12 protein-coding genes are annotated in these 13200 nt (G+C 61.6%); 6 read left to right on the top strand and 6 right to left on the bottom strand.

Translation table 11 applies throughout. The features are described 5' to 3' along the window. Position 1 precedes the first annotated feature (1 nt). From SINAR_RS0102515 to SINAR_RS0102490, 6 genes are all read left to right on the top strand, one after another. Positions 2 to 1048, top strand: coding sequence for a glutathione synthase (locus tag SINAR_RS0102515; RefSeq protein ID WP_027997580.1), 1047 nt, complete (start codon positions 2 to 4; stop codon positions 1046 to 1048). A 159-nt stretch (positions 1049 to 1207) separates the two neighbouring features. Next, positions 1208 to 2170 (top strand): galactofuranose ABC transporter, galactofuranose-binding protein YtfQ, encoded by a 963-nt coding sequence (gene ytfQ / locus SINAR_RS0102510; RefSeq protein ID WP_027997579.1) that lies wholly within the window; start codon positions 1208 to 1210, stop codon positions 2168 to 2170. A gap of 188 nt (positions 2171 to 2358) precedes the next feature. Further along, complete coding sequence (ytfR, locus tag SINAR_RS0102505; protein WP_027997578.1) at positions 2359 to 3876, top strand: galactofuranose ABC transporter, ATP-binding protein YtfR; 1518 nt, start codon at positions 2359 to 2361, stop codon at positions 3874 to 3876. An 8-nt stretch (positions 3877 to 3884) separates the two neighbouring features. Then, on the top strand, positions 3885 to 4898 hold the full coding sequence (locus tag SINAR_RS0102500; protein WP_033057075.1) for an ABC transporter permease: 1014 nt from the start codon (positions 3885 to 3887) through the stop codon (positions 4896 to 4898). Then, a complete protein-coding gene (gene yjfF, locus SINAR_RS0102495) occupies positions 4895 to 5863 on the top strand; it encodes a galactofuranose ABC transporter, permease protein YjfF (protein WP_027997576.1) in 969 nt (322 codons plus the stop codon). Before SINAR_RS0102500 ends, yjfF begins: the two co-directional genes overlap by 4 nt. A gap of 18 nt (positions 5864 to 5881) precedes the next feature. After that, positions 5882 to 6616, top strand: coding sequence for a FadR/GntR family transcriptional regulator (locus SINAR_RS0102490; RefSeq protein ID WP_027997575.1), 735 nt, complete (start codon positions 5882 to 5884; stop codon positions 6614 to 6616). Positions 6617 to 6697: 81 nt separating this feature from the next. Here SINAR_RS0102490 and SINAR_RS01000000132970 read toward each other — a convergent pair whose 3' ends face one another. From SINAR_RS01000000132970 to SINAR_RS0102460, 6 genes are all read right to left on the bottom strand, one after another. Then, a complete protein-coding gene (locus SINAR_RS01000000132970; RefSeq protein ID WP_050577415.1) occupies positions 6698 to 7897 on the bottom strand; it encodes an ABC transporter ATP-binding protein in 1200 nt (399 codons plus the stop codon). Further along, positions 7894 to 8721, bottom strand: coding sequence for a carbohydrate ABC transporter permease (locus tag SINAR_RS0102480; protein WP_027997574.1), 828 nt, complete (start codon positions 8719 to 8721; stop codon positions 7894 to 7896). Before SINAR_RS0102480 ends, SINAR_RS01000000132970 begins: the two co-directional genes overlap by 4 nt. After that, positions 8718 to 9620: a carbohydrate ABC transporter permease gene (locus tag SINAR_RS0102475; protein WP_027997573.1), complete on the bottom strand. Its 903-nt coding sequence runs from the start codon at positions 9618 to 9620 to the stop codon at positions 8718 to 8720. The genes SINAR_RS0102480 and SINAR_RS0102475 overlap by 4 nt, the downstream gene beginning before the upstream one ends. A 154-nt stretch (positions 9621 to 9774) precedes the next feature. Further along, positions 9775 to 11007, bottom strand: a complete 1233-nt coding sequence (locus SINAR_RS0102470) for an ABC transporter substrate-binding protein (RefSeq protein ID WP_027997572.1) — start codon at positions 11005 to 11007, stop codon at positions 9775 to 9777. 62 nt (positions 11008 to 11069) lie between these two features. Beyond that, positions 11070 to 11972, bottom strand: a complete 903-nt coding sequence (locus SINAR_RS0102465; RefSeq protein ID WP_027997571.1) for a sugar phosphate isomerase/epimerase family protein — start codon at positions 11970 to 11972, stop codon at positions 11070 to 11072. Positions 11973 to 11985: 13 nt separating this feature from the next. Then, complete coding sequence (locus tag SINAR_RS0102460) at positions 11986 to 13017, bottom strand: Gfo/Idh/MocA family protein (RefSeq protein WP_027997570.1); 1032 nt, start codon at positions 13015 to 13017, stop codon at positions 11986 to 11988. Between the last annotated feature and the right edge of the window lie 183 nt (positions 13018 to 13200).

The following is a 13200-nucleotide window of genomic DNA, read 5'->3' as shown; positions in this document are numbered from 1 at the left end:
TATGCGCATGGCATTTTTCGTCAACTCCATCGAAGGCGAAGCCCCCTATTATACGACGACATGGCTGGCGCTAGCCGCGCTCGCGCGCGGTCATGAGGTCTGCTACGTAACCCCGGGCGATTTCGTGTTGCGCCCTGACGACACCCTGATGATCCGCGCAACGACCCTGAAAGGCACGAAGCCGAAGAAACCGGAGACACTGCTCACAGCGCTCAAGAGCGGGCAGGCAAAGATCAGCACGCTCGATCTGCGCGAGATGCAGGTGCTTTTTCTGCGCAACGATCCCTCCGAAGACGCGGACACGCGGCCTTGGGCCGTCTATGTCGGCACGAATTTCGGACGGCTCGCCGCCGCGCGCGGCGTTCTCGTGGTAAACGACCCGGACGGCTTGTCGCTGGCGCAGAACAAGCTCTATTTTCAGGAATTTCCCGAAATCGTCCGGCCCACGAGCCTGATCTCGAGGAGCATCGAGGAAATCCGCAGCTTCATCGAGCAGCACCCGGGAGGGGCTATTCTGAAGCCCCTGCAAGGGTCCGGCGGCAAGAACGTGTTCAAGATCAATTCCAAGGACGAGGCTAATCTCAACCAGATCTTCGAAGTCGCCAGCGGCGGCGGTTACCTGATCGCACAGAACTATATTCCCGACGCGGTTGCCGGCGATATCCGTCTCTTCCTGTTGAACGGCAAGCCGCTCAAGCGTGACGGCGTCTACGCCGCCTTCCGGCGTGTTCCCGCCAAAGGCGACCTTCGCTCGAACATGCATGCGAGCGGCACGCCCGAAGCCGCCACCGTCACGCCCGAGATACTCGAGATCGCGGAACGGCTTCGTCCAAAGCTCATCGAAGACGGCATGTTTCTAGTCGGGCTCGATATCGTCGGTGACAAGGTGCTGGAAGCCAACGTCTTCACGCCGGGCGGCCTTCCTGAGATTGCAGCGCTCTACGGTGTGGACTTCAGCGAAGACATCGTCATCGCGCTCGAAAATAAGGTGCGAATCCAGGAGCTATACCGCGGGGCCGTTCCGAACCGCACATTGGCGGTCCTTTGAGGGCGCCGGCATGCTCTCGGGAGCTCAGGCACCGCGCGATCTGTGGGCTAATCCACCGGAGCATCCGGGATGCCGACAAAAGTGAGTTTACAAAAGTAATATAGTATGATTTTTTCTCGATCAGCTGCATGGAAGAGCAGCTTTCTTTGGGAGGAAATCATGAAAATCGTGAAGGCACTCGCGAGTGCAACGATTCTTGCTGCCTGCACTTTCGGCAGCGCTTCGGCCGCCGACCTCGTCGTCGGCTTTTCTCAGATCGGATCGGAATCCGGCTGGCGTGCAGCCGAAACGACGCTGACGAAGCAGCAGGCGGAAGAGCGCGGCATCGACCTCAAATTTGCCGACGCGCAGCAGAAGCAGGAAAATCAGATCAAGGCGATCCGTTCTTTCATCGCCCAGGGCGTGGACGCCATTCTCCTTGCACCGGTCGTCGCGACCGGCTGGGATGAAGTTCTGGAGGAGGCCAAGGACGCGGAGATTCCGGTCATCCTGCTCGATCGCACCGTCGACGCCCCCGAGGATCTTTATCTGACGGCCGTCACCTCCGATCTGGTCCACGAAGGCAGCGTTGCCGGCAAGTGGCTTGTCGACACCGTTGCGGGCAAGCCTTGCAACGTCGTCGAACTCCAGGGCACGACCGGCTCCTCGCCGGCGATCGACCGTAAGAAGGGTTTCGAGCAGGCGCTCTCCGGCAACGACAATCTTAAGATCGTCCGTAGCCAGACCGGCGACTTCACCAGGACGAAGGGCAAGGAGGTGATGGAAAGCTTCCTGAAGGCCGAGGACGGTGGCAAGAACATCTGTGCCCTCTATGCCCATAACGACGACATGGCGGTGGGCGCGATTCAGGCGATCAAGGAAGCCGGCTTGAAGCCGGGCAACGATATTCTCGTCGTCTCGATCGACGCCGTTCCGGATATCTTCCAGGCGATGGCTGCCGGCGAAGCCAATGCGACGGTCGAGCTCACGCCGAACATGGCAGGCCCTGCCTTCGATGCGCTTGCCGCCTATCTCAAGGACGGCAAGGCGCCGCCGAAGTGGATCCAGACGGAATCGAAGCTCTATACCCAGGCCGACGATCCGATGAAGGTCTATGAAGAGAAGAAGGGCCTCGGCTACTGATCTCTTCCAGCGCATCGGCCCGAAAGTCGGCGCCGATCCTCGGAAAGCCGATGCGCAGACCAATGAGCTTGAGCGTCGTGCGTCCAAATGGACGAACGACGCTCTAGAGCCCTTGACCGCAGCCGCGGGCCTTCCATCGCACGGACGCGCCCGCTCGCTTCTCGGGCGGCACTCCAGAGACGGCACCCATGCAGACCAGCAGCGACAACATCCTCTCGGCCATCCGGATCGAAAAGGGCTTTCCCGGTACGAAGGCGCTCGACAGGGTGGACTTTCATCTGCGGCGCGGCGAGATCCACGCACTGCTTGGCGAGAACGGCGCCGGCAAATCTACGCTCATCAAATGCCTGACGGGCGCCTATCGCCGCGATGGCGGCAGCATCCTGCTGGATGGGGCCGAAATTGACCCGCGCGACACGTTCGATGCCCAGGGACTGGGCATCGGGACCGTGTACCAGGAAGTCAATCTGCTGCCGAACCTCACCGTTGCCGAGAACCTCTTTCTCGGCCGGCAGCCGCGCCGTTTCGGCATGGTGGACACACGCGCCATGAATCGCAATGCGCGGGAACTGCTCGCTGAATACGAACTCGACGTCGACGTCACCCGCGACCTCGCGAGCTATTCCGTAGCGATCCAGCAGGTCGTCGCCATTGCCCGGGCCGTGAATCTTTCCGGCAAGGTTCTGATCCTGGACGAGCCGACCGCTAGCCTCGACGCGCACGAGGTGGAGATGCTCTTCCGCATCGTACGGCGCCTCAAGGAGCGCGGGCTGGGCATCATCTTCATCACCCACTTCCTCGAGCAGGTCTACGCGATCTCCGATCGCATCACCGTGCTGCGGAACGGGCAGTTGGTCGGAACGCGCGAGGCGGCCGATCTGGACCGACGCGAACTGATCGCAATGATGATCGGCCGGGAACTGGCGACAGAAATCCACTCCAGCCATTCCAACGCGGTCGAGGGCGAGCAACGCTACAGCTTTCGAAACTATGGCCGCCGCGGAAAGATCGACCCCTTCGATCTCGATGTCCGCGCCGGCGAAGTCGTCGGCATGGCGGGCCTGCTCGGGTCGGGGCGGACGGAAACCGCCGAAATCCTCTTCGGCGCCCATCGCGCCGACAGCGGTACCGCTGCAGTCGAGGGCCGGACCGTCGATCTTTCCTCGCCGCGTGCAGCCATCCGGCAGAAGTTCGGCTTCTGCCCGGAGGATCGCAAGACCGCCGGCATCGTCGGTGACCTGTCCGTGCGAGAGAACATCGTGCTTGCCCTGCAGGCAAGGCGCGGCTGGACCCGGCCGATCTCGCGCGCGGAGCAGAACCGGCTCGCAGACCATTACATCCGCGCGCTCGATATCCGCACTGCCGATCGCGAGAAACCGATCAAGCTGCTTTCCGGCGGCAACCAGCAAAAGGCCATTCTGGCGCGTTGGTTGGCCACCGAACCGGAACTGCTTATCCTCGACGAGCCGACGCGCGGCATCGACGTCGGCGCGCATGCGGAAATCATCAGGCTCATCGAAAGTCTGCGCGAAAAGGGCATGTCGCTCATCGTCATCTCATCGGAAATAGAGGAACTCGTCGCCTACAGCACGCGCGTAATCGTCCTTCGTGACCGCGCCCACGTCGCTGAGCTCGAGGGAAGCCAAATCACCGCACATCGGATCGTCGAAGCGATCGCTGCGACCAACGGGAGGAAAGCGTCGTGATACCGATCATGCGCAGCTATGCCGGCCGGCTGCTGCCGCAGCTCATCGCGCTTGTGACCATTGTCATAGCAATTTCAATTATCTTTCCCGGTTTTCTCAACCTGCAGATTCAGAACGGCCGTCTCTATGGCAGCCTGATCGACATTCTCAATCGCGGCGCGCCCGTGATTCTTCTGTCGATCGGGATGACTATAGTCATCGCCACCAAGGGGATCGATCTTTCGGTCGGCGCGGTGATGGCGATCTGCGGCGCGGTTGCCGCTTCACTGATCACGTCCGGGCATTCGCTTACCGAGACCCTCCTCGTTACGCTCGCGGTAGGCATTCTCTGCGGCATCTGGAACGGGATCCTCGTCGCGGTGCTCGACATACAGCCGATCATTGCAACGCTCGTGTTGATGGTGGCCGGACGCGGCATAGCCCAGCTCATCACCGAGGGGACCATTCTCACCTTCAACGACCCCGGCCTGATCTTCATTGGCAGCGGCTCGTTTGCCGGCCTGCCCATGCCGATCGTGATCTGGCTGGTCTTCGGTTTGCTCGTCGCGCTTCTCGTTCGGCGGACGGCGCTCGGCATGCTGATCGAAGCGATCGGCATCAACCGGCAGGCCAGCACGCTCTCGGGCGTTCTCACGCCCGTCCTTCTCGTGGCGGCTTATGTGCTTTCAGGCCTCTGCGCCGCGATCGCCGGGATCATCGCCGCCGCCGATATCCGCGGTGCCGACGCCAACAATGCCGGGCTTTGGCTGGAGCTCGACGCCATCCTGGCGGTGGTCGTCGGCGGAACATCGCTGCTCGGCGGCCGCTTCAGCATTGCTGCGTCGGTTCTGGGCGCCATCATCATCCAGGCGATAAACACCGGCATTCTGCTGTCAGGCTTCCCGCCCGAGTTCAATCTCATCATCAAAGCGGCGATCATCATCTTCATCCTGGTGCTACAGTCACCGCGCTTCCGCACGGGGGTCTCGTTTCTGAGCATCCCGAAGGCAGCCGGAAAGCCGACCGAGCGAGAAGCGAAATGAAGCAGAAATATCTTCCACTTACTGCGACGATTTTCATCTTCGTCTTAAGTTACGCACTTTGCGTCGCGCAATACCCGAACATGCTCTCCACCCGCGTGATCGGAAACCTTCTGACCGACAACGCCTTCCTCGGCATCGCCGCCGTCGGCATGACCTTCGTTATCCTCTCCGGCGGCATCGACCTCTCGATCGGGGCAGTGATCGCATTTGCCGGTGTCTTTCTTGCCGTCGTGCTGGAGCACGGCGGCATGCATCCGCTCGTCGCCTTCGCGCTGCTGCTGGCCATCACAACCCTGTTCGGAGCCCTGATGGGGGCAATCATCCATTATCTCGAAATGCCGGCATTCATCGTCACGCTCGCCGGCATGTTTCTCGCCCGCGGCATGGCCTTCGTGCTGTCGATCGACTCCATTCCGATCAAGCATCCCTTCTACGCGACATTGAAGAGCCTCTACTTCAAGTTACCCGGCGGTGGGCGCATCACCCTCATCGGCGGCTTGATGCTCTTCGTCTTCGCGATCGGCATTCTCATTGCCCACCGAACCCGCTTCGGCACGAATATCTACGCGCTCGGCGGCGGCACGGCGACGGCGAAGCTGATGGGCGTTCCGGTTGCCGCCACGACGATCAGGATCTATGCGCTATCCGGGCTGCTCGCCGGGCTCTCAGGCATCGTCTTCTCACTCTATACCTCCGCGGGATATTCGCTGGCCGCCGTCGGTGTAGAACTGGACGCCATCACGGCCGTCGTCATCGGCGGGACATTGCTCACCGGCGGATCCGGGTTCGTAGCCGGAACACTCGTCGGCATCCTTATCCAGGGTCTCATCCAGACCTACATCACCTTCGACGGTACGCTCTCGAGCTGGTGGACGAAGATCCTTATCGGGTTACTGCTCTTCGCCTTCATCCTGCTGCAGAAGGGAATCATTCACCTGTCGCGCCCCGAACGGCAGCGGGCGTAGCCGCGGGGACCGGGCACGATGCCGGGGACCTTCGGGAACCAGCGCGGAAAGCGCACGAGCCACCGGCTCGTCGTTGACGGGCTCGGCCAGGCGGTCATCGGTGGCGAGTTTGCGGTCGGCGACACGCTGCCCGGCGACGCGGACCTTGCCGCGCGCTTCAATGTGTCGCGCACCGTGCTGCGCGAAGCGATGAAGACACTCGCCGCCAAAGGCCTCGTGGTCGCGCGCGCCCGCATCGGCACGCGGGTGCTGCCACGGGCGCAATGGAACCTCTTCGACAGCGACGTGCTCACCTGGCATTTCGGTGCCGGTGTCGATGAGGATTTCCTGCGTCATGTGAGCGAAGTACGATTGGCGCTGGAACCCTACGCGGCGGCACTGGCCGCGCGCCGCGCCAGCGACGTGGATATCGCCCGGATGATGCGACTCGCCGTCGCGATGGGAGATGCCGGCCACACTCCCCACACCCTGGCGCACGCCGATCTCGAGTTCCACCTTCGCCTCCTGGAGGCATCTCTCAACCCGTTCATGCGGACAGTCGGCAGCCTGATCGAGGCGGCGCTGATGGGCGTTTTTCAGCTTACCAGCCCGACGGCCGACGAAACGGAAATCGACCGCGTCGCGATCGCGCATATCCGTATTGTCGAAGAAATCCGGCGCCGCAACGAGGAAGGTGCCCGCAGCGCCATGGAGCACGTGATCCGGGTGGGGCAGGAGCGGCTGATCATGAACTTGAGGGGGCGTGAGAGTTAGCGATGGCCCCTCATCCGCCTGCCGGCACCTTCTCCCCGCAGGCGGGGAGAAGGGAGAAGCGGCACCAACTGAACCCCGCGTTCACCGCCCGCTCGAGGGAGCGAGCGGGCACGGCATATCCCTTCTCCCCGCCTGCGGGGAGAAGGTGGCGGCAGCCGGTTGAGAGGCGGCTCGCGACGGAAACGGCGCATTCGAGGGCCTTGTTTCCGCTTCTACGCGCGCCCCCGTTTCCGTATCGAAGAGATGCAATTGTTTCGGGTCTATCGCCAGACCGATAAGCTCACCGCCCGATGCACCGGAGCGTCCGGTCTCCACGACCATAAGTTCCGGCTGTGTCGCAGATGTGATGTAGGTTGCCGACCCGGTCGACTCCACGACACCGACGGGAATGTCGAATGCGCCCTGCCCCGCACCGACGACGCCGATATGTTCCGGCCGGATGCCGACCGTGACCGACGTCCCCGGCGCCACCGGGTCGATCAGCGAGAGCCTCGCCTTCGTGGCGCCGAGGTCCAGAGACAGGTGCGTGCCATCATCCTCCACGGCCGCCGGAATGAAGTTCATCGCCGGCGAGCCGATGAACCCGGCAACGAAGCGGTTGGCCGGTCTGTCGTAGAGATCGAGCGGTCGTCCTTGTTGCTCGATGACGCCATCGCGCATCACGACGACGTGGTCTGCCATGGTCATCGCCTCGATCTGATCGTGCGTCACATAGACGGAGGTCGCCCCCAGCCGATCATGCAGCGCGCGGATCTCCTTGCGCATATGCACGCGCAACGCCGCGTCGAGATTGGACAGGGGCTCGTCGAAAAGGAAGGCCTTGGGATGACGGATGATGGCACGGCTCATCGCGACCCGCTGGCGTTGCCCGCCGGAGAGTTCGCGCGGGTAGCGCTTCATCAGATGCGAAAGGCCGGTGGTCGTCGCCACTTCGGCCGCCGCCTTCAATGCTTCGGCCTTTTTCACGCCGCGGATGCGCAGGCTGTATGTCAGATTCTCCTCCACCGTCATGTGGGGATAGAGCGCATAGGACTGGAACACCATCGCGACGTCGCGCTTGCGCGGCGGAACGTCGTTCATCCGCGCCCCGGCGATCTTCATCTCGCCGGCCGAGATCTTCTCGAGCCCGGCCAGCGACCGGAGCAATGTCGACTTGCCGCACCCGGAAGGCCCGACCAGGGCGACGAAGGTCCCCTCCTCAATCGCGAGATCGATGTTCTTGAGTGCGTGGTAGGAACCGTAGAACTTGTTGACGCCGTTGAGCTCGATCTGAAGGGTCATTTGAGGGCTCCTGAAGTGAGGCCGGACACGATGCGGCGCTGCAAGAGGATGAATGCGGCAAGGATGGGCGTCACATAAATCGTGGCATAGGCCATGATATTGTTCCATTCATTGGTGTTCGGTCCCATGAAGGTATTCAGGCCGACGCTTGCGGGCTGCAACTCGACGGCCTGGATCATCGACTTGGAATAGACGAATTCACCGAAGGCCTGCATGAAGATCAGGATCGCGCTGACGAGAATGCCGTTACGTGCGAGCGGCAGCACGATGTTGAAGAAGGCGCCGATGCGCGAATTGCCGTCGACGAGGGCTGCCTCTTCGAGCTCCATCGGCACGCTCATGAAGGTGGCGCGGACGAGGACCACGAAGAAGGGCATGCTTTTGGCAGCGATCGCCAGGATCACCGCAAGGCGCGGCGTGTCGAGGAGGCCCACTTGGGAGAAGCCCACGAAAATCGGCGTCACCATCAGGGAGGCGGGCAGCACCTGCAGCATGAGGATGAGAAACAGGCCGATATCCACCCACACGTTGCGATAGCGCGCGAGCACATAGGCGCAACCGACGCCGAGTACGGCGATCAGCGCCACCGAGCCGAAAGCGATGACCAGCGAATTCCAGAGATACCGCCCCATGTTCCGGCTCTCCCAGACAAAGGCGTAAATGCTCCATTGCGGCTCGCTCGGCCAGAATTTCGGCGGGGTCGCGAACATCGCCGAACCGGTCTTCAGGGCGGTGATGTACATCCAGTAGAGCGGGAAGAGGTAGATGGCGGCGAGCACCAGCGCGACAGCCAGCATCAACCGGTTGCGGAAAGTGTCACTCATCCTCTGACCTCGTGGCGCGTTGAGCGGACGTAGACGACGGAGGCGAACATCACGAAGACGATCATGATCACCGAGATCGTCGCGCCTTTGGCGAAATCGTACTGGCGGAAGGAAAGGTCCCAGGCCCAGTATTGCGTGACATTGGATGTATTGTTCGGTCCTCCGGACGTGATGGCGGCGAAGAGGTCGAACTGCTGCAGGGTGAAGATGAGCCCCAGAGCGACGATGGCGCCGATCGTCGAACGCATCATCGGCAGAGTGATCGTCCAGAAGCGCTGGAGCGCATTAGCACCGTCGAGTTCGGCCGCTTCGTACAGGTCCTTGGGAATACCCGACAGGCCGACCGAAAGCAGGATCATGTTGAAAGACGTGCCGAGCCAGACATTAGCAATGATGACCGCCCAGAGCGAATAGTCCGGGTCGGAACGCCAGAAGATGTTGCCGGAAATCACGCCTGTTTCCCGCAACAGGAAATTAAGCACCCCGAAGTCGCCGGAAAGAATCCAGTTCCAGATGGCGCCGACCACCAGTCCAGGCATGACCCAGGAGACAAGGAAGAGCCCCCTCAACCATGACGCCCCCGGAAAATTGACCCAGAAGAACAGTGCCAGGCCGAAGCCTATGAGGAACTGTCCGGCAATCGAGGCGGTCACGAATATCGCGGTATTGAGAAGGATGGGCCAGGTTTCTGGCTGGGAGAAAAGATCGATGTAATTCTTCAAGCCCACGAACGGCCGCCAAAAGCTGCCGAGGCTGAACATGTCGACTTCCTGGAAGCTCATAACGACGTTGTAGACGAGCGGCAGACCGGAAAGGACGAACAGGAATGCGAGCGGCAAGCTCACAAGGCCGATATCGAAGCCCCTGCCGTCCGTTATGCTCGATAGAATTCTCTTCATTGGCGATCACCTGTCCCTCTGGCCGAGTCTTGCGTGGCCTATGCAGCGGCGACCCCGGCCGAAGCCGGAGATCGCCTCTCTCGGGAGAAAATGCTGGGCGGATCGGTCGCGACAACCCGCCCGTGAATTCCGCCTGCCGTCAAACGGCGCGGGCTCAGCCGAGAACCGCCTTGATCTTCTCGGCAGCCTGGTCGAGCGCTTCCTTGGAGCTCATCTGCCCCGTAAGCGCCGCCTGGATGGCGTCCTGTATCGCCTTGGAGATTTTGGGCCATGCCGGGTGGGGCCCGCGGGGCTTCGCATATTTCAGCTGCTCCACGAAGACCTGGAGGGCCGCATCCTTTTTCGGCTCTCCGGTCGCCGGAATGGCAATGTCGGAGCGCGGCGGCAGCTGCCCGAAATCCTTGAACATCCGGTCATCCTGAGAGACGAAATATTCGAGAACCTTGAAAGCCTCTTCCGGATGCTCTGTATTCGCGAAGACCGCCCAATTGAAATCGCCCATGGCCGAAGAGCGTTCAGCGCCGAGTTCCGGGACGGGCAGCAGCGCTACGCCCCAATCGAACTTCGCTTCCTGGAGCATACGGTCGATTTCCCAGGGGCCGGAGATCGCCATGGCGGCGTTGCCGGAATTGAAGGTCCCGGTGGCGTCCCATTGGCTGCGCGTCAGCGTGTCCGGGGAGGCCAGCTTCTCGTCGATGATCGTTTTCCAGACGTCGAGCGCCTTGACCGCGCCTTCGGCGTTGATGTTGTCATAACCGCCGCCCGCCATCTGCGCCCAGGGAAGAAACTGGAATGTCCCCTCCTCGTTGGCTTTGGCCGAAAAGGTGATGCCATAGACGTTCTGGGCCGGGTCGGTCAGCTTGCGCGCCGCCTCGACGAGTTCGTCCCAGGTTTGCGGAGGCTTGTCCGGGTCCAGGCCCTTCGCCTTGAACATGTCCTTGTTGTAGTAAAGGGCGATCGTGTTGGTCGCCTTCGGGACACCGTAATATTTGCCGTCCCAGGACACCGAGGCGAGAGGACCCTTGAAGTAGTTTTCCGGCTTGACGACCGAGGACTTTGCGATCATCTCGCTCAAGTCGAGAAATACACCCCGGGACGCAAAGAGTGCGTGCTCGGGATTGTCGACCGCAATGATATCCGGCGCCTGTCCCGTCGAATAGGCGCGCATCGCTTCGCTGACCACGTCGTCGAACTGAATTTGCCGATATTCTACTTTAATACCAGTGTTCAGCTTGTTAAAATCTTTTATCAAGTTTGGTGCCGGCTGAATGTCCCGGTCGAGCGACCAGACATTGATCGTGACATCCTCGGCGCTTGCCGAAAGGGCCGGCAAGGAAACACTGGCAAGGGCGAGTGCGCCCAGCATTACATATTTGCGGATACCCATGGACTCCTCCTCTTTCGGGTTTCCCGCAGCCGGCGCCCCCCGTGCCGGCCGTCGGGCATGCGTCAGGCCGGATCGGCGACGAAGTCGCCGCCGCGGCAACCTTTCAGGTAATTCAGCGCGTGCACCTGGCCCGTCATTTCCAGCGCATCGCGATAAACCGGGTCATGCCACCCTTCGATATCGATCGAACCCGACCAGCCGGCGAGCCGCAATTCTGAGATGATGTCGGTCCAGTTGCTGTCACCGAACCCGGGCGTGCGCATGAAGACGAACTTTTCCTTGCCGAAGATGCCGTGCTCGCGGATGACGTCCCAGCGGATCGTCGCGTCCTTGCCGTGCACATGGAAGATCTTGTGCGCCCATTTGCGGATCTGCGGCAGCGGGTCGATCAGATAGACCATCTGGTGGCAGGGCTCCCATTCCAGACCGATGTTATCGTCGGGCGTCTCGTTGAAGATCAGTTCCCAGGCGTCCGGATTGTGAGCGATATTCCAGTCGCCCGTCGCCCAGTTTCCGTCCATGGCGCAATTCTCGAAGGCGATCCTCACGCCCTTGTCGGCGGCGCGCTGGGCGAGCTCACGCCAGATCTTGCGGTAGCGCGGCAGGCTATCGGTCAGCGGCCGGTTGCGGATGCGTCCGGTAAAGCCGGCGACGCATGTCGCGCCGAAATGATGGGCGTTGTCGATGCAGTCCTTCCAGCCCTGCAAGCTCTGGAGGTCGATGTCGGTCTCCTCCAACGGATTACCGAACATGCCGAGAGTCGAGATCGTGATGTCACGGTCACCGATCGCCTCGCGGCAGCGCTTGCCGAGCTCGGCAAGATCCTGGCCGTTGGTGGTCTGCCAGAAGAACGGTTCGAAGCTTTCGAAGCCCAGATCGGCGATCTCGCCGATACGCTTCGCGGCTTCGCCTTTTGTGGCGCTGACCATTGTGCCGACGCGGATGGATTTGGCTGGATTGCTCATCAGATGCCTCACTTCAGATTGTCACGCGCTGCCGGGTGCGGGCGCTTTCGATCGCCGCAAACACCATGGCAAGGCTGTTGATATTGTCGTCGCCCGCCGTCTCCGGCCTCTTGCCGGAGCGGACCGCCGTGACGAAATCGGCGATGACGCTGGCATGTCCGTGCGTTTCACGCGGATCCGCAGGCTCGGGAACGTCGATCGGCGCGAGCGGACGGAAGAAGCCTTCGCTGCCGGCGACCCGCTTCGCGCTCAGCGCCTCGGCGCCATCCCAGAGCAGCGTGCCTTTGGTGCCGATGATGCGCCATTCGCTTTCCCAGCTCGTATTGGCGCCCTCTGCACACCAGGATCCGCGATAGGTGAAGGTCACATCGTCGGAAAGCTCGAATATCGCCGTGGCGGCTGCGCCGTGCGCGTACCAGGAGCCCTGCGGATTTTCCTCATGGCAGTAAACGGCAAGCGGGGTCTTGTCGGCAATGAACCGGGCGGCATCGAAGGTGTGGATCGCCATGTCGAGGAGCAGAACATGCTCCATCTCTTCGCGAAAACCACCGAAATGCGCGCCGATGAAAAAGTCGCAATGGATGGCAGTCAGGTCGCCGATTGCGCCGCTTTCGATGAAGCGGCGGATGCGGCGGATGCCCGAGATGAAGCGGCGGTTCTGAACGACCGCGTGAAGCTTGCCCGTGCTGCTGGCGAGTTCGATCAACTCGCGGCCGGCCTCCAGCGAGGCGGCCATGGGCTTTTCACTCAGCACGTGACAGCCGTGCCTGAGCGCAGTCGCGACCACGTCACGACGGGCGGCGGGAACGACGATGTCGAAGAGAATGTCCGGTGCCGTTTCGATCAATACCGCATCGAGATCCGCACCGATAGCCGCGTCTGCGATATCGAACTCCGCCGCGAGCGCACGAGCGAACTCGGGATTCACGTCGACGAGCCCGACGATCCGTATTGTCGACTGGAGCTCGGGGTCCGCGGCGATCGCCTTGAGCCAGCCTTTGGCCATAGCTCCGCACCCGCACAGAACTGCGCGCAAAATCACTATTCTCCTCCCACAGCATTCGTTTCCGGCTTGTCTCAGTCGCCGTAAACGTTTACGGAACTATGCGGACTTTCCGAAACATGTCAATAGGGTTTCGGAAAGCGCGACCGGGATGAAGACGAAGCGAGCCGCTTGTGCCCGCCTGCCCGGTTCAGTTTCGAGAAATCGATCGCCCTTGACTGCGGG

The sequence above is a fragment of the Sinorhizobium arboris LMG 14919 genome (assembly GCF_000427465.1).
GTDB classification, from domain to species: domain Bacteria; phylum Pseudomonadota; class Alphaproteobacteria; order Rhizobiales; family Rhizobiaceae; genus Sinorhizobium; species Sinorhizobium arboris.
This window is presented reverse-complemented; position numbering and strand designations above follow the sequence as displayed.

Excerpts from the sequence above, each read along its gene's own strand:
- SINAR_RS0102515 (WP_027997580.1), top strand. The coding sequence starts at position 2 with ATGCGCATGGCATTTTTCGTCAACTCCATCGAAGGCGAAGCCCCCTAT.
- ytfR (WP_027997578.1), top strand. The coding sequence starts at position 2,359 with ATGCAGACCAGCAGCGACAACATCCTCTCGGCCATCCGGATCGAAAAG.
- SINAR_RS0102470 (WP_027997572.1), bottom strand. The coding sequence starts at position 11,007 with ATGGGTATCCGCAAATATGTAATGCTGGGCGCACTCGCCCTTGCCAGT.
- SINAR_RS0102480 (WP_027997574.1), bottom strand. The coding sequence starts at position 8,721 with ATGAGTGACACTTTCCGCAACCGGTTGATGCTGGCTGTCGCGCTGGTG.
- SINAR_RS0102500 (WP_033057075.1), top strand. The coding sequence starts at position 3,885 with ATGCGCAGCTATGCCGGCCGGCTGCTGCCGCAGCTCATCGCGCTTGTG.
- SINAR_RS0102465 (WP_027997571.1), bottom strand. The coding sequence starts at position 11,972 with ATGAGCAATCCAGCCAAATCCATCCGCGTCGGCACAATGGTCAGCGCC.
- SINAR_RS0102475 (WP_027997573.1), bottom strand. The coding sequence starts at position 9,620 with ATGAAGAGAATTCTATCGAGCATAACGGACGGCAGGGGCTTCGATATC.
- SINAR_RS01000000132970 (WP_050577415.1), bottom strand. The coding sequence starts at position 7,897 with ATGACCCTTCAGATCGAGCTCAACGGCGTCAACAAGTTCTACGGTTCC.
- SINAR_RS0102490 (WP_027997575.1), top strand. The coding sequence starts at position 5,882 with ATGCCGGGGACCTTCGGGAACCAGCGCGGAAAGCGCACGAGCCACCGG.
- ytfQ (WP_027997579.1), top strand. The coding sequence starts at position 1,208 with ATGAAAATCGTGAAGGCACTCGCGAGTGCAACGATTCTTGCTGCCTGC.
- yjfF (WP_027997576.1), top strand. The coding sequence starts at position 4,895 with ATGAAGCAGAAATATCTTCCACTTACTGCGACGATTTTCATCTTCGTC.